This is a genomic window from Burkholderia perseverans (assembly GCF_022870505.1).
Classification (GTDB): domain Bacteria; phylum Pseudomonadota; class Gammaproteobacteria; order Burkholderiales; family Burkholderiaceae; genus Burkholderia; species Burkholderia plantarii.
Genome location: NZ_CP045093.1, coordinates 2482692 through 2506864, shown reverse-complemented (window position 1 = coordinate 2506864; position 24173 = coordinate 2482692). Strand labels below are relative to the sequence as shown.

Genomic DNA, 24173 nt, shown 5'->3' with positions numbered 1-24173 from the left:
CATATTCTATTGAGACAAAAGCCATGAAGAAGGGACTCATCCTGGCGCTCACGGGCTTCCTGGTGGTGGGGGGAAGCTGGAGTCTGTTGCATGGCCGCGGTGGCCAGACCAGCGCCCGCACCGTCACCGACCTGCCGCGAGAGGTCAGCGTGGCCCCCGGGCTGCTTCGGAAAGTCGGTTATACGAGCAGTTTCATCGGCCATCTGCAGGCGGTCGACAACGTGCAGCTGCGCCCGAGAGTGAACGGCTACATCGAGGCCGTCCACTTTCAGGAGGGGGCGCTGGTCAAGAAAAATCAACTGCTGTTCCAGATCGATCCGCGGCCGTACCAGGCCGAAGTCGACCGCCTCGGGGCGAATCTCGCTCAGGCGCGCGCCGAGTTGGTGCTGGCCAGCGCCAATGCGGCCCGGGCGGCTCGCCTGCTGGAGCAGCACGCGGTGTCGCGCGAGGAGGCCGATCGGCAGGCGACCGCCGAACGCAGCGCGCGCGCTCAGGTGACTGCGGCAATGGCCGCGCTCGACGTCGCCAAGCTCAATCTCGGCTACACGCAGGTGCGTTCGCCGATCGACGGCCGGGTCAGCAATGCGCTGATCACGCAAGGCAATCTGGTCACCAGCAACGACGTGCTGACCAGCGTGGTCAGCGTCAGCCCGATCTATGCCTATTTCGACGTGGACGAGCAGTCCTATCTGAATCTGTTGCGCACGCTCGATCCCGAGGCCGCCAAAACGAAGCGCATCCAGGTGGCGATGGCGCTGGCTGACGAAGACGGCTATCCGCATCCGGGCCGCATCGACTTCGTCGACAACCAGCTTCGCGAGAGCTCCGGCACGATCCGGCTGCGCGCGGTGTTCGACAACGGCGACGGTGCCTACACGCCGGGCCAGTACGTGCGGATGCGCGTGGACGGCGGCAAGCCGGCGTTGCGCGTGCTGGTGGACGATCGCGCGGTGGGCACGGATCTCGGCAACAAGTTCGTCTACGTGGTCGGTGCGGATCACAAGGTGGCCTACCGCCGGGTCGATACCGGCCCGCTGTTCGCCGGCTTGCGGGTGATCAATCACGGCCTCAAGGCCGACGACCGGATCGTGGTGAACGGCATGCAGCGCATTCGCGCCGGCGTCGAGGTGCGATCGGTGCCGGTGTCGATGACCGCCAACCTGAACCAAGCCGACCGCGTGCGGATCGACGCCGGCGTGCCGTCCGACGCCGCGTCCGCCACGCTGGCGAGTGAGAAGACCCCGGCCGAGGTGCGCAAGCCATGAAGCACATCGCCCGCTTCTTCATCGACCGCCCGATCTTTGCCGGCATCCTGTCCGTGCTGCTCGTGATCGCCGGCTCCATCGCCGTGTTCAAGCTGCCGATCAGCGAGTATCCGGACATCGTGCCGCCGACGGTGATCGTGACGGCGCACTATCCCGGCGCGAACCCCGCGACGATCGCCCAGATCGTGGCCACGCCGATCGAGGAGCAGATCAACGGCGTCGAGGGCATGCTCTACACGTCCTCGCAGGCGACCAGCGACGGCCAGATGACGTTGATCGTGACATTCGCGCTGGGCACCGATCTGGACACGGCGCAGGTGCAGGTGCAGAACCGCGTGGCCCGGGCACTGCCCAAGCTACCGGAAGAAGTACAGCGGCTCGGCGTGACGACCGAGAAGAGCTCGCCCGACCTGACGCTGGTCGTCCATCTGATTTCGCCCGACGGCCGCTACAACCAGCTTTATCTGGCCAACTACGCGCGCCTGCACGTGAGGGACGAGCTGGCGCGGCTCGAGGGCGTGGGGCAGGTGATCTTCTTCGGGGCCGGCGAATACTCGATGCGCGTCTGGCTGAATCCCGAGCGGATGGCCGCCTTGAATCTCACCACGGGCGACGTGGTCCGCGCGATACGCGAGCAGAACGTGGAGGTGGCCGCCGGCTCGCTGAACATGCCGCCCAATCCCGGCAATTCGGCGTTCCAGCTCAGCGTCAATACGCAGGGGCGGCTGATCGACGAGGAGCAATTCCGCAACGTCATATTGCGCAACGATCGCGACGGGGGCGTCATTCATCTGCGCGACGTGGCGCGCGTGGAGCTGGGCGCCGATACCTACGCGCTGCGCGCCACGCTCAACGGATTGCCGGCCATCGCCATGCCGGTGAACCAGCGCCCCGGTGCCAACACGATTCGCGTCGCCGACGAAGTGCGCGCCACCATGGAGCGATTGAAGAAGGATTTCCCCGAAGGCCTGGAATATCGGATGGACTACGATACGACGATCTTCGTGCGTGCCTCGATCGCGGCCGTTATCCAGACGCTATTCGAGGCGATCCTGCTGGTCGCGCTGGTGGTGATCCTGTTCCTGCAGACCTGGCGCGCGTCGGTGATCCCGTTGATCGCGGTGCCGGTTTCGCTGATCGGCACGTTCGCGGTGATGTACGTGGCCGGCTTCTCGTTGAATGCCTTGTCGCTGTTCGGCCTGGTGCTGGCGATCGGCATCGTGGTGGACGATGCCATCGTGGTGGTGGAGAACGTCGAGCGCCACATCGCGTTGGGCCAGAGCCCGAGGCAGGCCAGCCACAAGGCCATGCTGGAAGTGACGAGCCCCATCGTCGCGACCGCCGTGGTGCTGTGCGCGGTATTCATCCCGGCGGCGTTCGTCAGCGGCCTTACGGGCCAGTTGTATCGCCAGTTTGCCTTGACGATCGCCATCTCGACGGTGATCTCCGCGTTCAACTCGCTGACCTTGAGCCCGGCGCTCGCCGCACTTCTGCTGCGGCCGCACGATGCGCCCAAGGACGCTGTGAGCGTGTGGATGGACCGCCTGTTCGGCTGGCTGTTCCGGCCGTTCAACCGCCTGTTCACGAACGGCACCCGCCGCTACGTCGACGGCGTCCGCTACCTCCTCGGCAAGCGGACGATCGCGCTGGTGGTGTACGCGGGCCTTGTCGGGCTGGCCGCGCTGGGCTTCATGAAGGTGCCGACCGGCTTCATCCCGATCCAGGACAAGCTGTTCGTCCTGACCGTGATCTCGCTGCCGAACGGCGCCTCGCAGGACCGCACGGAGGAGGTGACCCGACGCGTCTCCGAGATCGCGGCGAAGCAGCCCGGCATCAAGGAGGTGTTCTCGTTCTCGGGGCTGTCGCCGAGCAATTTCACCAACAGTACCAACTCCTCCATCGTGTCATTGATCCTGACGCCGTTCGAGGATCGGCGTGACCCGTCGCTATCGGCCGCCGCGATCATCGATTCGCTGAACCGGAAGTTCGCCTCGATCCAGGATGCAAGCATCGTGGTGGTCCCGCCGCCCTCGGTGCAAGGGCTCGGAACCCTGGGCGGTTTCCGCCTGCAGATCGAGGATCGTGCGGGGCTGGGCTACGCGGAGATGCAGAAGCAGGTCGACAGCGTGATCCAGCGGGCGGCCAGGCTGCCGGAGTTGACGCCGCTGTTCAGCAGCTATCAGGTCAACGTGCCGCAAATCGACGTGGACGTGGACCGCGAGAAGGCGAAGGCCGAAGGCGTGAACCTGACCGACGTGGCCGAAACCATGCAGGCGTATCTCGGCTCGCTCTACGTCAACGACTTCAACCGCTTCGGCCGGACTTATCAGGTCAACGTCTCCGCCGACTCGCGCTTTCGCCACGAACCCGAGGATATCGCCAGCCTGAAGACGCGCAATGCGCAGGGCGAGATGGTGCCGCTGGGCTCGTTCGTCAGCGTTCACCGGACCGCCGGCCTCGAACGCGCGATGCGCTACAACAGCTTCCCGACGGCCGAGATCAACGGCGGCCCCGCGCAGGGCTACAGCAGCGGGCAGGCGCAGGCGGCGATGGAGAAACTGCTGAACGAGAGCCTGCCGAACGGCATGCGCTTCGAATGGAGCGATCTGACCTATCAGCAGATCCTGGCCGGCAACACGGCGGTGCTGGTGTTCCCGCTGTGCGTGCTGCTGGTGTTCCTGGCACTGTCCGCGCTCTACGAGAGCCTGTCGCTGCCGCTGGCGGTGATCCTGATCGTGCCGATGGTGTTGCTGTCGGCGATCGTCGGGGTGTGGCTCACGGGCGGCGACAACAACGTCTTCACGCAGATCGGATTGATCGTGCTGGTGGGCCTCGCCTGCAAGAACGCGATCCTGATCGTCGAGTTTGCCCGCGAGGCGCAAATCGACGGCATGAGCCGCCAGCAGGCGGTGCTCGAAGCCGCCAGCCTGCGCCTGCGCCCGATCCTGATGACCTCGATCGCCTTCATCATGGGCGTGCTGCCGCTCGTCACCTCGCGCGGCGCAGGGGCGGAAATGCGTCATGCGATGGGCGTTGCGGTGTTCGCCGGCATGCTCGGCGTGACGTTGTTCGGCCTGCTCTACACGCCGCTCTTCTACGTGATCCTGCGTGGCTGGGTCGAGCGCGGCGAGGCACGCCGGCGTGATCGAGTCCTGCCCGTGCAGGCCGCCCTGAGGGAACACGAATGAAGATCCTGTCCTCGTTGCCGTTGTTGCCGGTGATCCTGCTGCTCGCCGGATGCGTCACGGTGGGGCCGGACTATCATCCGCCCGTCGAGCGGGATGTGACGGCGCTGCCCGGCGCCGACGCCGCGCAGCAAAGCAGCCTTCCGTTCCAGGTCGAGTGGTGGAAGCAGTTCGGCGATCCGACGCTGGACGAGATCGTCCGCCGCGCGGTGGCCGGCAATCTCGATCTGCAGATCGCCGTGGCCCGGGTACGCGAGGCGCGCTGGCTGCTGAGCGGCACCGAGGCCGGCAGCCTGCCCGTGGTCGATGCCGTGGGTAGCGCCCGCTGGAGCCGCGAGCAGATGGCCGGTTTCGGCACGGATCCCGTCCGGGTCGACAATTACCAACTGGGCTTCGACGCGATCTGGGAACTGGACCTGTTCGGCGGCATTCGTCGCTCGGTGGAAGCCTCCCGTGCCAGCTTGCAGGCCAGCGAGGCTTCGCTGCAGAACGTGCAGGTCACCGTCATCGCGGAGGCGGCGCGCAATTACTTCCAGCTGCGCAGCATCCAGGCGCGACTGGATATCGCGCGGCGCGACATCGACAACCAGCGCGACACTCAGCAGCTGATCCGCTCGCGCAACGAGATCGGCAGCGGCTCCGACCAGGAAGTCGCGAGCGCGGCAGCCCGCCTGAGCGCCGTGGAGGCGCAGTTGCCCCTCCTGGAAATCCAGAGCCGGGCCGTGCAGTATCGGCTCGCGGTATTGCTTGGAGTTCGGCCCGGCGAACTCGATATCGATCTCTCGCCGAAAAGCTTCACGCCGATCGCGGCCAGCCTGCCGATCGGCGGCGCCGGGCAGGTCCTGGCTCGCCGGCCCGACATTCGCGCGGCCGAGCGCGAACTGGCGGCCTCCCATGCCGCGATCGGCGTGGCCAAGGCCGACTACTTTCCGCACATCTCGCTGGGGGGCTTCGTGGGTTTCCTCACGGCGATCGGCGCGGGCACGCACGGCAGCCGCTTCGGCGGGGCGAATTCGTTCGCCTGGTCGCTGGGGCCGAGCATCAGCTGGTCGGGCCTGAACGTGCAGCGGGTCCGGTCGAACCTGCACGCCAGCGCGGCACGCGCCGAGGCGGCGCTGGCGAACTATCAGCAGACCGTGCTGCGTGCGCTGGAGGAGGTGAGCAACAGCCTGGTCGCCTACAACGAGCAGCGCGTCCGCGTCGGCAAGCTGATCGAGCAGAGCCGCCAGAGCAGGCAGGCGGCAGACCTGGCGCGCGTGCGCTATCGGGAAGGGGCCACCGGTTTTCTCGAACTGCTCGATGCCGAGCGCACCCAGCTTGCCGCCGAGGATGATCTGGCGCAGGCCGAGGCCGCGATCAACATCGAAACGGTGGCGATCTACAAGGCCATCGGCAGCGGTTGGGAAGCCTGTGGCGACGAGCGCTGCTCGAACCTCGCATCGGTTGCGGACGCATCGAAATGACGGGCGGCGCGGCACGCCATCGGGATCCCGTGGCCGGCGCCGATGAAGGCGGCATGCGAGCCTCCGGGTGCCGCGCCCGCCGTCATTCCACCCGCCCCTCGGTCGTCAGGTAATCGAGGAGTACCCTGACGCGGGCTGGAAGCTGACCGGACTTGCCGACGTACACCACGTGAAAGGGCTCGCGCTTCACCGGCAACGAGTCCGGCAGCAACGGGACCAGGCGGCCGCACGCCAGGTCGTTTCGAATCGTAAACTCCGCGATCCGGGCCAGCGCGACGCCCGCCAGCGCCAGGCGCCGGATCCCTTCCCCATCGCTCACCCTGACGCGCGCGGGCGCGGCTTCGTCGGGCCGCAGCCAGTCGCCGGCGGTCCGCGAATAATCGAACCCCAGCCGGTCGTAATTGAGCAGGTCGTCCGCGCTGGCCGGCATGCCGTGCCGCTCGATCCAGGACGGCGACGCCACCACGATCAACCGCGTATCGCCGAGCGAGCGGGCGATCAGGTTCGACGCGGGAAGTTCGCCCGCGCGGATCGCGAGATCGCTGCCTTCCTTGAGCAGATCGGCCACGGCGTCGCTCTGGGTGATGTCGACGCTGATCTCCTGATAGCGGCTCAGGAAGGCCGGAAGAATGTCGGCCAGTACATGGGCGACGTAGCTCGCCGAACTGTTGATGCGAATGCGGCCGGCCGGCCGCGTCGTTCCGCTCACCTCCCGTTCCGCGGTATCGATGTCGTCGAGGATGCGCAGCACGCGCGCGTGATAGAGCTCGCCCTCGGCGGTGAGCGCCACGTGCCGCGTCGAGCGGCGCAGCAGCGTGACGCCGAGCCGCCGTTCGAGCCGGGTGACGAGTTTGCTGACCCCCGACGGCGACAGGCCGAGCACGCGCCCCGCATGCGAGAAGCTGCCGTGGGCCACGACCTGGACGAACACCACCATTTCGTCGGTTCGATTCGCTTCGGGCCGTATTCCGGGCGTTCGGTTCACAACTGTTGTGATCATGCGCTGCCTAATCCTCTAGAAGGTGCATCGATATAATGACCGCAATGCCCAGGCGATTACGAGCGGGATTGGTGGCATTCGCAAAAAATCGAAGATATTCTATTCGGTCAGCATGAGTTTATTTTTATCAAGTCGTCTGTTATTGCGTTTTTTGTGAAACCGGATATCGCTTTCAAAATACGATTCGACTGATCAGATTTGCGATTCATGGAAAAACCTCGCGCCATGAACCGGTCGCTCTTTTGTCTCGCGAGGCCGGCTTTCCCAGCGCGGAAGACCGCCGTAATGGTAGCGATAAACGAAAAAATCCGGTCATTTGTTAATGGATCGGTGGCCAATCCATGGCCACGATCCATTGCCCGATCGCACGTCCCTGTTTCGCACGGGCCAGTCTCGCCAACCTTCGGCGGCCCGGCAACGGCGTGTGTGCTTCTATACATATCGAAACCTCGGTGTATAGGTTGCCGGATCGGGATGCCGAATGCCCGTCATGGAATTGATCCGCTCGACAAATTAGATCATGTCAAAAATCCCTATATCGCTGCTCTCCTTGACAATCGGCGCATTCGGTATCGGCGTCACGGAATTCGTCATCATGGGGCTATTGGTGGAGGTCGGAACCAGCCTCCACGTCTCGACCAGCATGGCCGGCCTGCTGATATCCGGCTATGCGCTCGGGGTGGTGGTAGGCGCGCCGCTGATTACGATCGCCACGGCGCGCTGGCCCCACAAGCACACGCTGATGGCGATGATGGTGGTCTTCATCATCGGCAACGTCGCCTGTGCGCTGGCCTCGAATTACGAGCTGATGATGGTGGCGCGCGTCGTCACCGCGTTCGCGCACGGCACCTTCTTCGGCGTCGGCTCGGTGGTGGCGACGCGGCTGGTCCCCGCCGAGCGCCGCGCCTCGGCGATCTCCATCATGTTCACGGGCCTGACGGTCGCCAATATCCTCGGCGTGCCGCTCGGCACCTTCATCGGCCAGCATGCCGGGTGGCGGATGACGTTCTGGATGGTGGCGGCGATCGGCGTGGCGGCACTCGCCATCATCGCCAGGATGGTCCCGCGCGATCCGCGCCATGCCGCGCCCGCCAGCCTTGCCAAGGATCTGCGCGTACTGGCGCGGCCGGCGGTGCTGCTGGGCCTCGCCACCACGGTGCTGGGTTACGCCGGCGTGTTTGCCGTGTTCACCTACATCGCGCCGCTGCTGGTGCAGATCAGCGGCTTCAGCAAGGAGGCGATCTCCCCGATCCTGCTGCTGTTCGGCGCGGGGCTGGTGGTGGGCAACCTCGCGGGCGGCTGGCTGGCGGATCGCGCATTGATCCCGGCCATCTTCAGCACGCTGGCGCTGCTGTTCGTCGTATTGCTGGCCGGCGGCCCACTGCTCGGCATGAAGGCGGGCGCGCTGTTGATGGTCGTGGCGCTTGGATTCGCGGCGTTTTCGACCGTGGCGCCGCTGCAGATGTGGGTGCTTCGAAACACGCAAGGCGTCGGGGAAAGCCTGGCGTCGAGTCTCAACATCGCGGCCTTCAATCTCGGCAATGCGATCGGCGCGTGGTGCGGCGGCATCGCGCTCGACCGGATGGGGCTGTCGTCCGTTCCCTGGGTGGCGGCGGTGTTCCCCGTTGGTGCGCTTGCCGTGGCGGCGATTGCCGTGAACCTTCCTTCGTCCCGTGTCGAAAAACAATTCGTATGAGTGGCATCGATACTATTTCATCCGCGAACGCGCCGGCCCGGGCGACCCAATGGATCCCCGCCTGGACCGCGAGCCCGCAACCCGTGTGGGGCGACGGCTACCCGCTGGCCGCCGACGTGCCGACCGACCTGCACGACGTGACGATCCGCCAGGTCGTGCGGGTGGGTTACGGCGGCAGCCGCATCCGCGTGCTGGTCAACAACCGCTACGGGCAACACCCCGTGCGGCTGGATGCGGTGCGTATCGCGCCGTCGATTCGCGATGCGCGCATCGACGCGACGCGCGACCAGACCGTGACATTCGGCGGCGCGCAATCGATCGTGATTCCGCCGGAGGCGAGCCTCACCAGCGATCCGGTCGCGCTGGCGGTCAAGCAGGGCGATCATCTGGCCATTTCGATCCGGCTCGTGGAAGCGCCGGCGATCCACTGCTTTCATTGGGATGGCCGCCGCACCGGCTACATCCTGCCGGGTGACCAGCTTTCCGCGGCGTCGCCGACGGTCGGCGCCACCACGGAGCGCAGGCTGTTTCTGGGCAGCGTACTCGTCGAGGCCGTCAGCCCGCGCGGCGTGGTGGTCGCGTTCGGCGACTCGATCACCGACGGCGCGAGCGCCACACTCGATCTGGAAATGCGCTGGCCGGATTTCCTGGCCGACCGGGCGGCGCGCGAGGGCATCGCGGTGGTGAACGCCGGCATTTCGGGCGCACGGCTGCTCAGCGACGGCATGGGCGCGAATGCGCTGGCCAGACTGGATCAGGACGTGCTGAGGCAGCCCGGCGTTCGCACCATCATCCTGCTGCTGGGCATCAACGACATCGCCTGGCCGGGTACGCCGTTCTCCCCGGACGATCCGCCGATGACGTTCGAGCGCATGGTCGCCGGTTATCGCACCCTGATCGCGCATGCGCACGCGGCGAACCTGCGCGTGATCGGCGGCACGCTGCCGCCGTTCGCCGGCGCGCTGCCCGACACGCCGATGGCCGACACGTATTACACGGTCGAGAAAGACCAACTGCGCATGCGCGTCAATGAATGGATCCGCCATGGCGGCGCGTTCGACGCGACGATCGATTTCGACCACCTGCTCGAGGATCCGCGGCGCCCCGGCCATCTCCTGCCGCGTTACGACGGAGGCGACCACCTGCATCCGGGCGACGAAGGCAATCGTGCCATGGCCGATGCGATCGATCTGAAGCGGCTGTTCGATCGCTGACGTCTCAATCAACCGTTTTTCTATCGCGAGGCATCTATGGAATATCGTTACCTTGGCGCATCGGGCCTGAAAGTGCCTGTCCTCAGCTTTGGCGCGGGGACGTTCGGGGGAAGCGGGCCGCTGTTCGGCGCCTGGGGGACCACGGAAGGCGCCGAAGCGCGCCGGATCGTGGATATCTGCCTGGAAGCGGGCGTGAACCTGTTCGATACCGCTGACGTCTACTCGGGCGGCGCGTCGGAAACGGTGCTCGGCGAAGCCATCAAGGGGCGCCGTCAAGCCGTGTTGATCTCGACGAAAATGAGCCTGCCGATGGGCGATGGCCCGAACGACGCGGGATCGTCGCGCGCGCGCCTCATCCAGTCGGTCGACGATGCGCTCAGGCGTCTGCAGACGGACTATATCGACCTGCTGCAACTGCACGCGTTCGATGCCTACACGCCGGTGGAGGAGACCGTGGCCACGCTGGACCAACTGGTGCGGGAAGGAAAAATCCGCTATACGGGCGTGTCGAACTTCTCGGGATGGCAGGTGATGAAATCGCTTGGCATTGCCGACCATAACGGCTGGAATCGCTACGTCGCGCATCAGGTCTATTACTCGCTGCTCGGGCGCGACTACGAGTGGGAACTGATGCCGTTGGCCGCCGATCAGGGCGTCGGCGCGCTGGTCTGGAGCCCGCTCGGGTGGGGGCGCCTGACCGGCAAGATCCGGCGCGGGCAATCGCTGCCCGAATCCAGCCGCCTGCATGCCACCGCATCGTTCGGCCCGCCTGTCGAGGATGAGCTGCTCTATCGCGTCATCGATGCGCTGGAGGCCGTGGCCGAAGAAACCGGCAAGTCGGTGCCGCAGATCGCGCTCAACTGGCTGATTCAGCGGCCGACCGTCAGCTCCGTCATCATCGGCGCCCGGAACGAGGCGCAGCTTCGCCAGAACCTCGGCGCGGTGGGCTGGACCCTGACGCCCGCGCAACTGGCGGCGCTCGATGCCGCCAGCAGCACGGTGGCGCCGTATCCGTATTTCCCGTACCGCCGGCAGGAAGGTTTCGCGCGCCTCAACCCGCCGTTGTGCTGACGGCGCACCGCGCCGTAGCCAGCCTCGCGATTGCCTCGCGAGGCTGGCGCTATCGATCGCGTCGAGGCGCGTGATGCGCCAGGCGAAGCCACCACCTACCGGCGCCCCGGAAGACGCCGCTCAGCCGTGCCCGCCTGCTTTGGCCAGGCCGAAGTATGGATTGACACCGATGAAGCGCTACCGAAATCGGGCGATCTGTCGAACGCGATGCATGAAGGCGTGTCGGCGCGCGCGTCGTTGCGCGGCGACCCCACGCAGCTGTACCGCGAGTCCGTCGACGGCCGTACCGATGACCGGCAGCGCACCGTATTCAGGCGGTCGGTACCGCGCTTAAGGATCAGGCCGCCGCGAAGCTGGCCTGCCGCTCGGCCGGAAGCGCCGGCGTTGCCCGAGTAGCGCCGGCGGCGCGTCACCGGCTTCCCGGGCTTCGAGGGCCGCGACCGGCACGCGCTCAGAACCGGTACGAGACGGTGACCTGCGCCTCCAGCGGCGGGCTCGGCAGCAGCGTGTAGTTGAAGGTGCCGGCCGAGCCGCCCGTGTAGTACTTGCGGTTGAACAGGTTGTAGATGTTCAGCTGCGTCTTCCATGGCCCGCGCTCGTAGGAGGCCATCGCATCGGTGCGCAGATAGCTGCCGAGCCGGAACGTGTTCGGCAGCGTCGCTTCGCGCGATCCCATGTAGTAGAGGCCGGCGCCGAGCCGCAGGCCGGGGATCGACTCGAGGCGATAGACGGTCCACAGGCTCGCGCTGTGCCGCGGCACGTTGCTGAGCAGGTCGCCCGCCGGATAGTTGGTGTCGCTCGTCACCTTCGCGAGCGTGTAGGCGTAGGTGAAGATCGCCTTCCACCGCGAGGTGAGGTTGCCGGCGATGTCGAGTTCGACGCCCTGGCTGCGCTGCTTGCCGGTCAGCACTTCCAGCACCGGGTTGGTCGGATCGGTGGTGAGGATGTGGTTGCGGTTCAGGTTGAACAGCGCGAGGTTGGCGCTGAGCCGATGGCGGATCAGATCCTGCTTCACGCCGATCTCGAACTGCTCCGCGATCTCGGCGGGATAGGTCACGTCGCTGCCGCTGTGGCCGACGTTCGGCGCATAGCTGCGGCTCCAGTCGGCGAACAGCGAGGTGCCGTCGACCGGCTCGTACACGAGGCCCAGGCGCGGCGAGAAGGCCGTCTGCTGGCCGCGGCCGGTCGGTTCGCCGGCCGCGTCGGCGCGATTGATGAAACGGTCCAGGCGCAGCCCGGTCTGCAGCTTCAGCTGTCGCGTCAGGTCGATCATGTCCTGCACGTAGACGCCGTAATCGGCGCCGCGCGCCTGGTGGCCGGGCAGCGGGTCCGCAGCGGTCAGCCCGGACAGGTAGTCTGGATTGAACAGGTCCAGTGTCATGTCGGTGGTTGGCGAGCCGGCGCTGCTGACTTCCAGATAGCTGTAGTCCACGCCGGCCAGCAGCGCGTGCCTGACGCTGCCGGTGAAGAAGTTGCCGGCCAGCTCGGCGCGCGCCGCGTACTGGCGCGAGACCTCGTTCGCGTTGCTGTAGACCGAATAGTCGAGCAGGTTGCCGGCCGCCGTGGTGCTGTCGGGGAACGACTGGGTGGAAAGCTGGCGCGCGTAGGTGTACTGGCCGGACAGCCGAAGCTTCCAGTTCTCCGACAGCGCGTGCTCGAACAGCAGCGTTTCGGCGATGGTGTCGTTGCGGCCGTAGTCGCCGGCCACGCCCGGATATACGCCGCTCTGGAGCCCGTAATAGCGCGTACGCGACAGCGCCTGGTAGTTCGGCACGGCCGGCACGCCGAAGTCGAAGCCGTCGCGGTTCAGGTGATTGAATTCGCTGAGCAGCGTGACCGAGGTGCCGTGATGGTCGTCCCAGGTGATCGCCGGCGCGATCGAGAACGAGCGTGAGCCGGCGTTGTCGCGGAACGTCGCGTCGGTTTCGGCCGAGGCGTTGAGCCGGACGCTGACGTCGCTGTTGAGCACGCGGTTCAGGTCGAGCGTGGTGCGCGCGAGGCCGTCGGTGCCGGCCGTCACGCCTATCTCGCCGAAGTTGTCGCGCTCGGGGTGCTTCGAGACGGTATCGAGGTAGCCGCCCACGGCGCCGATGCCGCCGTACAGCGCGCCGGCCGGCCCCTTGAACACCTCGACGCGGTCGATGCTCTGCACGTCGCGGAACGCGTAATAGCCGTAGTTGCGGAAGCCGTCGCGCAGGCCGTTGCTCTCGCTGAAGCCGCGGATGTTGAAGAAGGTGGCGCCGTTGCCGCCGTAGCTGACCTCGGCGTGGACGCCGCTGACGTTGTCGGCGATCTGGTCGATGCGCGTCACGCCGCGATCCCGCAGGACTTCGCCCGGCACGACCTGGACCGATGCGGCGTAGTCCTTGAGCGGCGTGGCGGTGCGGGTGGTGGTGGCCGACGACGCGGCGTCGTAGGACGCGCCGGACGTGGCCTGCACGGTGATGGCGGGCAGCGCGGTCGGCGTGGCGGCCTGCCCGGTGGCGGCTGAGGCATTGCTCGCCGCGTCGGCGGCGTGGGCGAACTGCGTCGCGGCGAGCGACAGCGCCGCGAGAGCGAGGCGCGCGCCGCGCCGGGTGGGGCGGGTGGTGCTGCCTGCCGCGGCGCGATTCGGCGTCCTGCCGTGCGTGGCGTCGCGGAAGGCGGCCACGGCGGCGGTGGCGATCGAGGTCTTGGTATACATGCTGGCCAGTGATGAGGGAAGGTGTCGGGATGGACGGCTCATGCGATCGAGGCACGATGCGCCGGCTTCGTTGCGGGCGGGTGAGCAGGGCAAGCGCTGGCGTGCGTTCATGCGCCGATGCCCAGGCGCTTCGCGGCGGCTTCGGCGGCCAGCCGGGCCTGCCCGTCCATCCATCGCCGGCTGTCGCGCATGGCGAGCGTGCGCTGCGGGCCGGCCTGTTCCGGCGTGCCGCTATGGAACGGCGGCTCGGGCGCGTATTCGATCGTCAGCTCGACACGGCGCGCGAGTTCCTCGCCCTTGAGTCGTGCGACCAGCGCAAGCGCGAAATCGATGCCGGCCGTCACGCCGCCGGCGGTCATGCGGTTGCGGTCCGTTACCACGCGCTGGTCCAGATGGCGCGCTCCCATGATCGGCAGCAGGTCGGCGACGGCCCAGTGCGCGGTGGCGTCATAGCCTTGCAGCAGCCCGGCCGCGCCGAGCAGCAGGCCGCCGGTACAGACGCTCGTGATCCACTTCGCGGTCCGTGCCCGCGAGGCGAGGAAATCGAGGATCGCCGGATCGCTCATCGCGGCGATGGTGCCCATGATGCCGCCGGGCACGAACAGCACGTCGAGGTCCATCGGGCAATCGGCGGCGGTATGGGTCGGCGCGATCGGCAGGCCTTCGACGGTTTGCACCGGATCGCGTGTCTTGCCCACCAGCAGCGTGTCGAACCGCGCCACCTTGAAGACGGTGAGCGGTCCCACCAGATCGAGCGAGACCATCTCGGGATGGACCAGCATCGCGACCTTCGGTGCATCGGGCGGCAGCGTGTTCATCATGCGGAGATGGTCGCGCGCGGCCCAGTCCGGCGCGTTGGGTTGGGCCGCGAGCGCGGGGCCAGCCGCCGCCGTGGCCAGGCAGAAAGTGCTCCACGTCAGGAACTGGCGACGCGAGCCCGGTTGATGGTTCATGAGGAGTCCGGTGAAAAGTCATGGCGACGAAGCCGCGAGGTACGCGACGGCGAGCGTCGGGCCTGGCTGGCTCGGTCGCGCGGTTCGGCACGACGGGGTGTCCGGTGGCGGGCGATGCCGTCGTTCGCGACGTGCTCACGCGTCGGGCGCGAGCGGACGCCAGGCGCCCGCCGTGCAGGCAACGCCAGGCAACCAACGAGGGGATCACGTGCCGGTCCGGTCCGCGTGCCGCTGCGGGCGAGGAACAGACGGATGCGAAGTGTCGCGACGCTGCGCGAGCACAGGCGCGCGCGACGCTACGAACGCTTCGCGGTCCGGCTGATCGGGTTAGGCGAGGGGGATGACGGGCGGCGCGCGGGCGCCGAGCGGCCCGTGTGCGGGGCCGCTCGCGGGGAGGCTGTCGTCAGCCGGAGAGGGCTGGCCGCGCATGATGGCGCGCAGCGCGTGAACCAGCGGCGGCAGGGCCGTGGCGAGGCCGATGGCCAGCGCCGCGCTGAACGGGCAGAGGTCGCCGGCGTGCGAATGGTCGTCGGTGGATGGCGCGGAGCCGGCCAGCGCGTTGGCCAGATCGGTTGCCGCGGCTTGCGCGGCAGGCGCGAGGCTGAGTGTCGACACGTCGTCGAACAGCGCACCGTGACCGCTGCAGATCGCGAGGCCGACGCCGTCCGTGCCGGTGCTCGGTGCGAGCATCAGGCCGGGAGGGAGCAGCAGGCGGAACGCGACGGCCAGCAGTAGCAACGATGCCACCAAGGGGTTCGTCAGACGCCGCGCCAGCAGATGGCGGATTCGGGTCATGGCGCGCGTATTGTAGACGCATCGCAAACAATTCGATATACGGCGGTCGGGTGCCGTGGCTTCCATCCGAAGCACGGTTGTTGCGCGGCTCGCGCTGCCGTGACGACATGATGTTCGCGATATCATATTGAGCTGGATTCGGTCACGCTCGAACCCGATGTCCCCGATTCACTCCGCATGCCGTGCATGCCTTCCCAAGCCCCGGTCCCGACCGGGCTTTTTGTTGTCGGCGGGCATGGGCATGGGCGGCCAGCCGATAGCGACGCGATTCCCCACGATACCCAACCCATTCATGTCGACGAAACTCTGTCATCGATGCAACGACGCCGCCGGCGAGGGCAAGAACTGCCGCAGTTGCGGGGCGCCATTGACCGGGCTGTTTCCCACCTATTACGGCGACACGCCCGCGCAGCGCGCGGCGAAAGCGGCCGAGACGATGGCGGCGACGAACAGCGCGCGCGTGCATGCCGTCGATCAGCGCAACCAGGAACTGGAAGCGCGCATGAGCGAGGGCGCCGGCGCCCTGAATCAGGCGCGCGCCGTGATCAATCAGGCGCACGCGATGATCAGCCAGTTGGGCACGCAGATTCAGGAGCGCGACGCGACCATCGCTGCCCAGCAGCAGGAGATTGCCGAGCTGGACGCGGAGCGGCGCCGCCAGCGCAAGCTGGTCTGGGCCGCCGAACGGGCGGGCGACGAGGCGACCGCATCCGGACAGCAACGCAGCCTGTTCGTGACCAACTTCGCCCGCTTCGCCACGAACCCCGAGGACCTCTGGATCACGAAGGATCAGTTCGATTTCTGGGCGGGGCCGATCAGCTCGGTCGGCGTGCTGGCATGCAAGTACGCGGGGGCGCTCGGCCATCACGACACGATCTTCAAGCTGAACCGCGACGGCTCGCTCGCCGAGGGCCGCACACTGGACTCGGACATGCTGGAGCGGGTCGCGGCGGCTGTCTGCCGGCATGAGCCGGCGGGCCCCGAGTCGGGGCCCGCGCTGGCCCTGTCGGCCGAGGAGCAGGACGATTTTTTCGATTTGCTCCGGTGCGTGCTGGCGGCCGCGTATCCCGAGGCCGAACCGGCCCGGATCGCGGATATCGCGCAATCGGTCACGCGCGGCGATTTCATCGATGCCTTCGGAGCGCTGGCGCATGACATGGCGTTCGGCCGCTTTGCGTCGATCGACGACGCCCACGCGCGGCTGCTCGATTCGCTGGCGTTCTGCGCGAGCCTGCGGTTCGAGCGATTCGAGCTGCGCTTCGCGGGCAGGCCGAGCGGATTGCGGGAAGCCGCCGAAGCGGGCGCGCTGCTGTCGTTCATCGTGGCCCTGATCGTGAACACGGCCGCCGAGGGGGCCGCGAGGTTTCCCTGGCTGTTCGTCCGCCAGACCATGGCGGCGACGTTCGAGAGTTTTCGCGAAATGAATGCCGCGGGCGTGTCGAGCAGCGCCGCGCATGCCGCGCGGCTCGTGCTCGATTTTCTCAACGCCGACGAAGCGGAAAGTTGGGCGCACGCGATCGCGACGATCGCGGTGGCCGGGGGAGACGAACCGTTCAGCGGGCAGGCCGCCGTCGAGAGCGACGGGGCGATCTTCATCGGCGAGGCGTGGGCGGCGACGCATGGCATCAAGCAGGCGGCCCTGGTGGACACCCTGTTCCAGGCCTGGGGCGCGGACCCGCGGAATGCGGCGCTTCACCGTGCCATTGACCTCAAGATCCAGGCGCTGGCCGAGCGGTTCGCTTGTTCGCTGGCGTTTCGGCTCGGTGACGACGCGGGTTGATGCCGTTCGCGGTGCTTGAACGCCTGCTTAGGCCCGCCGCCGTGGCGGCTCGCGAAATGGTCGCCGTTCGGGCCGCTGCGCGTTCGCGGGCCCCGGTACGACGGACGCCGTCGTCCGCCGCCTAACCGATCGCCCGCCGCGCGACCCGGCAGGCCGCCAGGTCCCACGCGGCGCAGCCGACGCTCTTGAAGAACACCGGCGCGTGCGGATCGAGCTTGCCGTCGAGCGCATCCGCGAGCGAGTGGACCTTACCCCAATCGACGCCGGCCTGGATGAAGTCGCCGGCCTCGTGTTTCGCGCCGAGCGGATCGTCCACCACGAGGTAGCTGCCGTCCACCGTGGTCTTGCCGATTTCCGCCGCGTCGGGCGTGAACGCGCCGACCCCGACCACGAGGCGCCCCTCGCGGGCGGGCGCGTCGTACACCGGCGTCTTGCTCGTGGTCGCCGCGATCACGACGTCAGTGCCGGCCGGCACCTCGCCGTCGAGCGCGACGAGGTTCGGCGCCACGCCGCGCTGCTGCGCCACGAAGCGCTCGGTGCTTTCGCGCGAGCGGCCCCGGCACAGGATGCGCGCCTGCGGGAACAGCACGGCGAGCGCTTCGACGTGGTTGGCGGCCTGCTTGCCGGTGCCGATCACGAGGCATTGGTTCGGCGCCGCGCCGTGCAGCGCCATGATGCCGAGCGCCGTCACGGCCGCCGTGCGGCGCCCGGTGAGCGTCGGGCCGTCGAGGACGAACAGCATCTGGCCGGTATGCGCATCGCAGGCGATCACCTGGCCGTGGATGGTGGGCAACTGGCGCTGCGCGTTGGTGGGGCAGACGTTGACGAGCTTGTGGATGGCGATGTCCGCGGCGCTCGACGGCATCGACAGCATCAGGCCGCCCGCCTGCAGCGGGACGACGAGACGCTCCGGGCTGACGATCCCGCCGGCACCGTATTCCATCACGGTCTCGCGCAAGATCTGGATCAGCGTGGGGTAGTCGAGCAGCTGCGCGGTCGATTGCGCGTCGAAGATCTTCAGCTCCGCAGTGTGCATGGGCGATGTCCTGGTTGGAGGAAAGCGTGCATCGGGCGATCTTGGTCGCCACGAATATTGGCTTGAATTTAAACCACGCTTGGTACTATAACAAGCCAAAACGGTCCGTGTTTTCGCGCTGCCGGAGCGGAATCCGGACCGCGCAGCGTTGCCCGACCGACGAGACGACGGCCGCTTCGTGGCTCCTCGAACCACCTCGGCCGAGTGGTATATTCGGAACCACACTGAAACATGGACATCGTTATGGCATCTGCCCGACTGGAGCTTCCCGGCACCTTCCGCCCGCTGCAGATCTATGAGCAGGTCTCGGAGAAGATCCGTGCGGAGATCCGGGCGGGCCGCTATGCGCCCGATGCCCGCCTGCCGTCGGAGCGCGAACTCGCGGCGCTGTTCGGCGTGGGGCGGCCGGCGGTGCGCGAGGCGATCGGCGCGCTGCAGAACGAGGGGCTGGTCGTCACGCGCCGCAATTCCGGCACCTATGTGTCGGCCAACGCGCCGGAGCTGCTGGCGCGCGCGGTGCTGCCCGAGAGCGACGCCGAGTTCCATGCCGCCGACTACAGCCCGTCCGCGACGCTCGACGTGCGCCTGATTCTCGAGCCGGCGATCGCGCGGCGCGCGGCGGCCCACCGGAAGCGCGATCCGCTGGCGGAGCACTATCTGGCGCAGATGGAAACGCTCACCGACGTCACCGACAAGGAGCAGCAGGCGCTCTGGAACAACAGCGACCGGCTGTTCCACCGGCAGCTCGCGATCATGACGGGGGACGCGCTGCTGGTGAAGCTGGCGCAGGAGATCGCCGACACCATGGACCAGTCGCTCTGGAAGCGCGTCAAGGACGACGGGATCTACGATCCGCCGCGCATCCGGCTGTACGTCGCGGAACACCGGCTGATCTACGAGGCGATCGTGCATGGCGACGCGGACGCGGCGGCGTTCTACGTCGAGCAGCACATCCACCGCGTGCAGCGCGACATCGCTCCGCTCTGATCGGAAAAAAAGCGCGCGCCACCACGGCACGCGCCGAACAACCCCTGGTATGGGAAAAAGATCCAGCGAGCAGCCTCAGCGGACCAGAAAGCCGTAGGTGAGCGGATCGCGTTCGTCGACGATCCATTGCGCGAAGCCGCAGATGTAGGCTTCGCCCTCGACCTCGGGGATCACGGCAGGCATGCCCTGCACGGTCGTCTCCCGCAACACCCTGGCCTTGAACACGGTGCCGACGATCGACTCGTTGACGAGCGTCTCGCCGGCCGCGAGTTCGCCGCGCTGATACAGCTGGGCGACGCGGCCCCCGGTGCCCGAGCCGGTCGGCGAGCGATCGACCTCGCGGTCGGCGAACACGCAGCAGTTCGCCTGCGTCGAGCCCGCGTGGCGCGGCCGGTTCGCGATGATGGTGCCGTAGATGTGGTTGATCTCCGGGATCTCGGGATGCTGCACCGGGAACGCCAGATTCGCGGCGGCCTTCACTTCCGCGCCGAAGCGGATCAGCTTCTCGACCTCCGACTCGCGGACCTGCAGGTCGAACGGCTCGCCGTCCACGTAGAAATAGAACGCGCCGCCATAGGCGATGTCGCCCGTCACCGTGCCGAAGCTCGGCGTCTCGACGCTCACGTCCCGCTTCCAGAGGAACGACGGCACGTTCACGAAGCGCACGGTGCCGGCGTGCTCGCCGTCCCATTTCACGAACGCCTCGATGAAGCCGCACGGCGCGTCGATGCCGACCCGCGTTTCCGGCACGGTCCGCTGTACCCAGCCCAGCTCCACCGCCGCCGTGGACAGCGCGATCACGCCATGGCCGCAGTGGTCGCTATACCCTTCGTTGTGCAGGAAGATCACGCCGAAATCGGCATCGGGCGAGACCGGGTCGGTCAGGTAGCCGCCATACATGTCGGCGTGCCCGCGCGGCTCGAACATCAGGGCCTTGCGGATCTCGTCGGCGTTGTCCTTGAGCCAGGCGCGGCGCTGGACGATGGTGTCGCCCGGCAGCCGCGGCAGCCCGCTCGTGACGATGCGGAACGCCTCGCCGCCGGTGTGGACTTCGACTGTCGAGAGGGTACGGGTCGGTTTCATCGCGTGGTGTCGCTCGTGGAGGAATGGCTTACTTCGCGTAGGGAACGGGCAGGCCGTCCTTGATCACGTAGACCGTGGTCGGGGCGCCCTGCAGGTCGCCCCTGGCGTCGAACGAGTAGGTGCCCGCCACGCCTTGGTAGTGCTCGCGGGCCAGTTGCGCGGTGAGCCTGGCCTTGTCGGTGGTGGTGCCGGCCTTGACCATCGCGTCGGCCAGCATCTTGACGCCGTCGTAGTAGTTCACGCCGTACACCTGGGTGGGCGTGTGATAGGCGTCCTGGTACTTCTTGAGGAAGTCGCGGCCCCGAGCGGTCTTTTCCAGCGCCACGCCGCCTTGCGCGCAATAGACGATGGAGGCCGCGTCGCCGGCCACCTTGCCCATGTCCGCCGAGCAGATGCCGTCGCCGCCGAGCAGCTTCGCGCGCAGGCCGCGCTGGCGCATCTGTTTGGCCATCGGCGCGCCCTGCGCCGCGTAGCCGCCGAAGAAGATCACGTCCGGATTCTCGGCCTTGATCGCGGTGAGGATGCCGAGGAAATCGGTGGCCTGCGAGTTCGTGAACTGATGGTCGACCACGGTCAGGCCGCTGGCCTTCGCCACCTTCTCGAACTGCTGCGCCACGCCCTGTCCGTAGGCCGTGCGGTCGTCGATGATGGCCGCCGTCTTCGCCTTCAGCGTCTTGACCGCGAACTCGGTCATGGTGCCGCCGAGCTGCTCGTCGCTGGCGCCGATCCGGAAGATGTTCGAGAAGCCCTGCTGCGTGAGCGCGGGATTCGACGCCACCGGCAGCAGCGGCACGCCCGCGCTGCTGTAGACGCGCGAGGCGGGGATCGCGACGCCGGAGTTGTAGGGGCCGAGCACCGCGACCACGCCGTGATCGACGAGATTCTGCGCCACCTGCACGCCGACCTTGGGGTCCGCCTGGTCGTCCTGCGAGTCCAGTTTGAACGTCACCGCCTTGCCGGCCACCATCACGTGCTGCTGGTTCAACTCGTCGACGGCCAGGCGCGCGCCGTTTTCGTTGTCCTTGCCGTTGGCGGCCTGCGGGCCCGTCAGCGGAGCGGAATGCCCGATGACGACGACTTCTTGCGCATGGGCGGCAACGGCGCCGAACGCCGCGGCGACAGCCAGTGCGATGGAAAGGTGACGCATGATCGGCCTCGCGAATTGGTTTTAGGGAAACCAATGTATTGCATGGGTGGTACCGGTGCAAGCAGATTTCAAAAAAAGCCGGCTTGGTGGTATCCCCGGATACCACTCGGGGCAGCGGGGGCGGTAACGACGCGGACGTCGTGCGCGCGAGACGTTTCCGGCGGAGAGGGCGGGCGGCGCCCATGCCCATCGCATGAAAGGCCATCTGCAACCTAATTTGCAATCCGATTTGTAATCCGATATGTAATCCGACACGCAGCCATGAGGCGTGACCCCGGCCGTTGCGAACACACCGATCGGGCTGCGCGGGGCATCCGTCTTCGGACGATCACGAGCGGGCGCGTGACCGGCCGCCGGTGGACGGAACTGTCACGACTCGCGGCTGGCGGGGTGGCCGCCTTGCATGATGGCGGCTGCGCGTGACGGTGAACGATGGTGCGATTTCGGTAACAGCGCCGACATATTCGTTGCTGAACGTGAACGGCCGGCAGCTTGCGCATCGGCAGCCGGCCGTGCGATCGCGGCTTCCCCGGTTCTCATGCGACGCGGCCGGGCAATCGACGCGGCAACGTCCAGGCGGCAGTGCGGGCTGGCATGCATCGTCATGCCGGAAGCGTTGCACCGGCCGATCCGGCCGGAACGCCGGTTGATTCGCGAGCGGCCGCGCCGTGAAGCCCGGCCGTTCGCGGCACGGCCGCGGCATGGCAAAACCGGCAACGTTTCGTAACATGTTCCACCTTCCTCGCGGCGGAGCAAACGTACCATCATCGGGTCCGCATTCAACCCGTCGCACCGGCGCATCGACCCGCCGGTGCAGGCGCCATCCCACCGGAGACATCATGAACATCACCACGCACGCCGGCCCCATGGTTTCGCTGATCGCGGGCATCCTGATCCTGGCCGCGCCGCGCCTGCTCAACTACATCGTCGCGATCTACCTGATCGTCATCGGCCTGCTCGGCTTGTTCGGCGGTCACCTCCACTGACGCGGGTACCGCGGCTCGACGAAGCGCCCCGGAGCAGGCCCGAATGTTGCGCACGCAAGGAGCACGACGTCGGTCATGCCCCGGGTTTATCGGGACGGCGTCAACCTCGTTCAAAGGAGAAACGACATGTCATTGGGACTGCTGCTATTGATCGTGCTTGTGCTCGTGCTGGTCGGCGTGTTTCCGGCCTGGCCTCACAGCCGCAGCTGGGGTTACCGGCCGAGCGGCGCGCTGGGCGTGGTATTGATCGTCGTGCTGGTGCTGTTCGTGCTGGGAATGATATAGACGCAACGGGCAGACCGCCGGCTTGCCGGCGGTCTGCCCGTGTGAGATCGATTCACCGAATCGACATGGGCGGCGGTGCCGGGCGCGATGCGCCCGGCACCGCCGCGCCGCATTACATCGGCGGCGCCACGCCGTCCTTTTCGACCACGACGAACTGGGCGCCATAGCTGCCCTTCGCCGGCACCGCCACCACGAACACCTTCTTGCCGGCCGTCAGGTCGGCGCGCGTGGCCGGAATCAGCGTGACGACGGGCGCGCCCGGCGGCACGGTGACGACGTTGCTGCCGCCCTTGTACGAGAGCTTCAGGTCGCGCCCGTTGGTGCTGTCCACCACCGTGTCCACGTTGGCGTTGGTCATCGAGCTGTTCGCGCCGAGGTCGTAGGCGTAGTGGCCTTCGCCCATGCCGCGCGCGGCTTCGGGGAACACCAGCACTTCGCGGGCGGTCAGCTTGCCGTCGGGGCCGGGCATGGCGGCCGCGCCGACGTAGGAGCCCGGCTTGATGTCGGACAGCTGGATCGCCTTCACCGCGTTGATGTGCGCGGCATCACTCATCTCGATGGTCACGTTGTCGCCGCTGCGGCGGTGGACCGTCAGCGTGCTGCCCGCGAGCGACACGACCTCGCCGCGAATCCGCTCGGGCTTGGCCGCCGGAGATTGAGCGAACGCGGCGCCGGCCAGCGTGAGCGCGACGAGCGATGCCGCGAGCTTGAAACGAGTGGACATGATGACTCCGTTGATCTGTTGCGTTTAGAGAATGCGGCGGGCGGATCACGATCCGCCGAACCAGTTGTAGCCCTGGTTTTCCCAGTAGCCGCCGGGAAATTCGTTGGTCACCGTGATGGCGACGATGTGTTTCGGGTTCTTGTAGCCGAGCTTGGTCGGCAGCCGCAGCTTCATCGGGAAGCCGTACCTGGGCGGCAGGGTCTGGCCGTCGTAGCTGAGCGCCAGCAGCGTCTGCGGATGCAGCGCGCTGGGCATGTCGATGCTGGTCCAGTAGTTGTCGGCGCAGTGCAGCGCGACGTATTTCGCCGTGGTGTCGGCGCCGGCCAGCAGCAGGAAATCGGAGAAGCGCACGCCGCCCCACTTGCCGATCGCGCTCCAGCCCTCGATGCAGATGTGCCGCGTGACCTGGCTGCGCTGCGGCAGCGCGCCGAGTTCGCCGAGCGTCCAGCTGCGCTTGCCGTTCACGCGTCCCGACAGTTCGAGCCGATAGGTCCGCGCGTCGACGTCCGGCACCTGGTCGATGTCGTAGAACGCGTTGAACGGGAACGGCCGCGTGATCATCGATTCCGGATAGGTGGGCGCCAGCTTGCCCGGATCGAACAGCCGCGCCTGCACGCCGTCGTTGAACGACGACAGGGTGCGCAGCAGCCGGTTGACGCCGCCGTCGCTGCCCGGCTCGCAGCCGCTCAGCAGCGCGAGGCCGCCCAGCGTCAGCAGGCGCTTGCCGAACCGGCGGCGCGTGGATGAGTCGAGTTCCTGGTGCGCGTCCTTGATGATCGAGGCGGCGTCGGGCGTATAGGGCGGTTTGCGTGAGTCCATG

Annotated in this window: 19 protein-coding genes; 10 read left to right on the top strand and 9 right to left on the bottom strand. The window is 67.3% G+C overall.

All coding sequences use genetic code 11. The annotated features are described in order from the left end of the window. Positions 1 to 23: 23 nt before the first annotated feature. From BpN12_RS10310 to BpN12_RS10300, 3 genes are read left to right on the top strand one after another with little or no spacing between them, the layout of a single operon-like run. The gene (locus BpN12_RS10310; protein WP_246792440.1) at positions 24 to 1265 is read left to right on the top strand and encodes an efflux RND transporter periplasmic adaptor subunit; all 1242 of its coding nucleotides are present in this window, start codon (positions 24 to 26) and stop codon (positions 1263 to 1265) included. After that, positions 1262 to 4453 carry an efflux RND transporter permease subunit gene (locus tag BpN12_RS10305; protein ID WP_246792438.1) on the top strand — a complete coding sequence of 1064 codons (3192 nt, stop codon included), beginning with the start codon at positions 1262 to 1264 and terminating at the stop codon, positions 4451 to 4453. The genes BpN12_RS10310 and BpN12_RS10305 overlap by 4 nt, the downstream gene beginning before the upstream one ends. Next, on the top strand, positions 4450 to 5913 hold the full coding sequence (locus tag BpN12_RS10300) for an efflux transporter outer membrane subunit (RefSeq protein ID WP_246792436.1): 1464 nt from the start codon (positions 4450 to 4452) through the stop codon (positions 5911 to 5913). Before BpN12_RS10305 ends, BpN12_RS10300 begins: the two co-directional genes overlap by 4 nt. A gap of 82 nt (positions 5914 to 5995) precedes the next feature. On the opposite strand, the gene BpN12_RS10295 is transcribed toward BpN12_RS10300, so the two are convergent. After that, positions 5996 to 6850 carry a LysR family transcriptional regulator gene (locus BpN12_RS10295; protein ID WP_246792435.1) on the bottom strand — a complete coding sequence of 285 codons (855 nt, stop codon included), beginning with the start codon at positions 6848 to 6850 and terminating at the stop codon, positions 5996 to 5998. A 592-nt stretch (positions 6851 to 7442) separates the two neighbouring features. Between BpN12_RS10295 and BpN12_RS10290 the strand changes: the two genes are divergently transcribed. Genes BpN12_RS10290 through BpN12_RS10280 form a run of 3 tightly spaced genes read left to right on the top strand, consistent with a single transcriptional unit; the run spans position 7443 to position 10894 of the window. Continuing rightward, positions 7443 to 8609 (top strand): MFS transporter, encoded by a 1167-nt coding sequence (locus BpN12_RS10290; RefSeq protein WP_246794680.1) that lies wholly within the window; start codon positions 7443 to 7445, stop codon positions 8607 to 8609. Next, positions 8606 to 9823, top strand: coding sequence for an SGNH/GDSL hydrolase family protein (locus BpN12_RS10285; RefSeq protein WP_246794679.1), 1218 nt, complete (start codon positions 8606 to 8608; stop codon positions 9821 to 9823). Before BpN12_RS10290 ends, BpN12_RS10285 begins: the two co-directional genes overlap by 4 nt. 36 nt (positions 9824 to 9859) lie before the next feature. Continuing rightward, positions 9860 to 10894, top strand: coding sequence for an aldo/keto reductase (locus BpN12_RS10280; protein WP_246792432.1), 1035 nt, complete (start codon positions 9860 to 9862; stop codon positions 10892 to 10894). 451 nt (positions 10895 to 11345) lie between these two features. Here BpN12_RS10280 and BpN12_RS10275 read toward each other — a convergent pair whose 3' ends face one another. The 3 genes from BpN12_RS10275 to BpN12_RS10265 form a co-directional block, all read right to left on the bottom strand. After that, positions 11346 to 13577: a TonB-dependent receptor gene (locus BpN12_RS10275; protein ID WP_246792430.1), complete on the bottom strand. Its 2232-nt coding sequence runs from the start codon at positions 13575 to 13577 to the stop codon at positions 11346 to 11348. Between the two features lie 107 nt (positions 13578 to 13684). Then, entirely contained in the window at positions 13685 to 14530 is an 846-nt protein-coding gene (locus tag BpN12_RS10270; RefSeq protein ID WP_246792429.1) for a DJ-1/PfpI family protein, read from the bottom strand. A gap of 327 nt (positions 14531 to 14857) precedes the next feature. Further along, complete coding sequence (locus BpN12_RS10265) at positions 14858 to 15325, bottom strand: hypothetical protein (RefSeq protein ID WP_246792428.1); 468 nt, start codon at positions 15323 to 15325, stop codon at positions 14858 to 14860. 292 nt (positions 15326 to 15617) lie between these two features. On the opposite strand from BpN12_RS10265, the gene BpN12_RS10260 reads away from it, so the two are divergent. Beyond that, positions 15618 to 17105, top strand: coding sequence for a hypothetical protein (locus BpN12_RS10260; RefSeq protein WP_246792427.1), 1488 nt, complete (start codon positions 15618 to 15620; stop codon positions 17103 to 17105). A gap of 121 nt (positions 17106 to 17226) precedes the next feature. On the opposite strand, the gene lhpI is transcribed toward BpN12_RS10260, so the two are convergent. Further along, on the bottom strand, positions 17227 to 18141 hold the full coding sequence (gene lhpI / locus BpN12_RS10255) for a bifunctional Delta(1)-pyrroline-2-carboxylate/Delta(1)-piperideine-2-carboxylate reductase (protein WP_246792426.1): 915 nt from the start codon (positions 18139 to 18141) through the stop codon (positions 17227 to 17229). A 243-nt stretch (positions 18142 to 18384) separates the two neighbouring features. On the opposite strand from lhpI, the gene BpN12_RS10250 reads away from it, so the two are divergent. Then, positions 18385 to 19128 carry a FadR/GntR family transcriptional regulator gene (locus BpN12_RS10250; RefSeq protein WP_246792425.1) on the top strand — a complete coding sequence of 248 codons (744 nt, stop codon included), beginning with the start codon at positions 18385 to 18387 and terminating at the stop codon, positions 19126 to 19128. A gap of 75 nt (positions 19129 to 19203) precedes the next feature. Here the strand turns inward: BpN12_RS10250 and lhpH are convergent, their stop codons facing one another. Next, positions 19204 to 20211: a trans-3-hydroxy-L-proline dehydratase gene (gene lhpH / locus BpN12_RS10245; RefSeq protein WP_246792424.1), complete on the bottom strand. Its 1008-nt coding sequence runs from the start codon at positions 20209 to 20211 to the stop codon at positions 19204 to 19206. Between the two features lie 28 nt (positions 20212 to 20239). Beyond that, positions 20240 to 21358 (bottom strand): branched-chain amino acid ABC transporter substrate-binding protein, encoded by a 1119-nt coding sequence (locus tag BpN12_RS10240; RefSeq protein WP_246792421.1) that lies wholly within the window; start codon positions 21356 to 21358, stop codon positions 20240 to 20242. 839 nt (positions 21359 to 22197) lie between these two features. Between BpN12_RS10240 and BpN12_RS10235 the strand changes: the two genes are divergently transcribed. Both BpN12_RS10235 and BpN12_RS10230 read left to right on the top strand, forming a co-directional pair. After that, on the top strand, positions 22198 to 22344 hold the full coding sequence (locus tag BpN12_RS10235; RefSeq protein WP_198257062.1) for a DUF3096 domain-containing protein: 147 nt from the start codon (positions 22198 to 22200) through the stop codon (positions 22342 to 22344). A 126-nt stretch (positions 22345 to 22470) separates the two neighbouring features. After that, positions 22471 to 22629 carry a DUF3309 family protein gene (locus BpN12_RS10230; protein ID WP_246792418.1) on the top strand — a complete coding sequence of 53 codons (159 nt, stop codon included), beginning with the start codon at positions 22471 to 22473 and terminating at the stop codon, positions 22627 to 22629. Between the two features lie 112 nt (positions 22630 to 22741). Here BpN12_RS10230 and BpN12_RS10225 read toward each other — a convergent pair whose 3' ends face one another. Together BpN12_RS10225 and BpN12_RS10220 are read right to left on the bottom strand one after the other, a co-directional pair. Next, positions 22742 to 23353 carry a hypothetical protein gene (locus tag BpN12_RS10225; RefSeq protein WP_246792416.1) on the bottom strand — a complete coding sequence of 204 codons (612 nt, stop codon included), beginning with the start codon at positions 23351 to 23353 and terminating at the stop codon, positions 22742 to 22744. Positions 23354 to 23398: 45 nt separating this feature from the next. Further along, entirely contained in the window at positions 23399 to 24172 is a 774-nt protein-coding gene (locus BpN12_RS10220) for a molybdopterin-dependent oxidoreductase (RefSeq protein ID WP_246792413.1), read from the bottom strand. Between the last annotated feature and the right edge of the window lies 1 nt (position 24173).

Excerpts from the sequence above, each read along its gene's own strand:
- BpN12_RS10240 (WP_246792421.1), bottom strand. The coding sequence starts at position 21,358 with ATGCGTCACCTTTCCATCGCACTGGCTGTCGCCGCGGCGTTCGGCGCC.
- BpN12_RS10225 (WP_246792416.1), bottom strand. The coding sequence starts at position 23,353 with ATGTCCACTCGTTTCAAGCTCGCGGCATCGCTCGTCGCGCTCACGCTG.
- BpN12_RS10310 (WP_246792440.1), top strand. The coding sequence starts at position 24 with ATGAAGAAGGGACTCATCCTGGCGCTCACGGGCTTCCTGGTGGTGGGG.
- lhpI (WP_246792426.1), bottom strand. The coding sequence starts at position 18,141 with ATGCACACTGCGGAGCTGAAGATCTTCGACGCGCAATCGACCGCGCAG.
- lhpH (WP_246792424.1), bottom strand. The coding sequence starts at position 20,211 with ATGAAACCGACCCGTACCCTCTCGACAGTCGAAGTCCACACCGGCGGC.
- BpN12_RS10285 (WP_246794679.1), top strand. The coding sequence starts at position 8,606 with ATGAGTGGCATCGATACTATTTCATCCGCGAACGCGCCGGCCCGGGCG.
- BpN12_RS10280 (WP_246792432.1), top strand. The coding sequence starts at position 9,860 with ATGGAATATCGTTACCTTGGCGCATCGGGCCTGAAAGTGCCTGTCCTC.
- BpN12_RS10295 (WP_246792435.1), bottom strand. The coding sequence starts at position 6,850 with ATGGTGGTGTTCGTCCAGGTCGTGGCCCACGGCAGCTTCTCGCATGCG.
- BpN12_RS10305 (WP_246792438.1), top strand. The coding sequence starts at position 1,262 with ATGAAGCACATCGCCCGCTTCTTCATCGACCGCCCGATCTTTGCCGGC.
- BpN12_RS10270 (WP_246792429.1), bottom strand. The coding sequence starts at position 14,530 with ATGAACCATCAACCGGGCTCGCGTCGCCAGTTCCTGACGTGGAGCACT.
- BpN12_RS10260 (WP_246792427.1), top strand. The coding sequence starts at position 15,618 with ATGTCGACGAAACTCTGTCATCGATGCAACGACGCCGCCGGCGAGGGC.
- BpN12_RS10275 (WP_246792430.1), bottom strand. The coding sequence starts at position 13,577 with ATGTATACCAAGACCTCGATCGCCACCGCCGCCGTGGCCGCCTTCCGC.
- BpN12_RS10265 (WP_246792428.1), bottom strand. The coding sequence starts at position 15,325 with ATGACCCGAATCCGCCATCTGCTGGCGCGGCGTCTGACGAACCCCTTG.
- BpN12_RS10220 (WP_246792413.1), bottom strand. The coding sequence starts at position 24,172 with ATGGACTCACGCAAACCGCCCTATACGCCCGACGCCGCCTCGATCATC.
- BpN12_RS10235 (WP_198257062.1), top strand. The coding sequence starts at position 22,198 with ATGAACATCACCACGCACGCCGGCCCCATGGTTTCGCTGATCGCGGGC.
- BpN12_RS10300 (WP_246792436.1), top strand. The coding sequence starts at position 4,450 with ATGAAGATCCTGTCCTCGTTGCCGTTGTTGCCGGTGATCCTGCTGCTC.
- BpN12_RS10250 (WP_246792425.1), top strand. The coding sequence starts at position 18,385 with ATGGCATCTGCCCGACTGGAGCTTCCCGGCACCTTCCGCCCGCTGCAG.
- BpN12_RS10230 (WP_246792418.1), top strand. The coding sequence starts at position 22,471 with ATGTCATTGGGACTGCTGCTATTGATCGTGCTTGTGCTCGTGCTGGTC.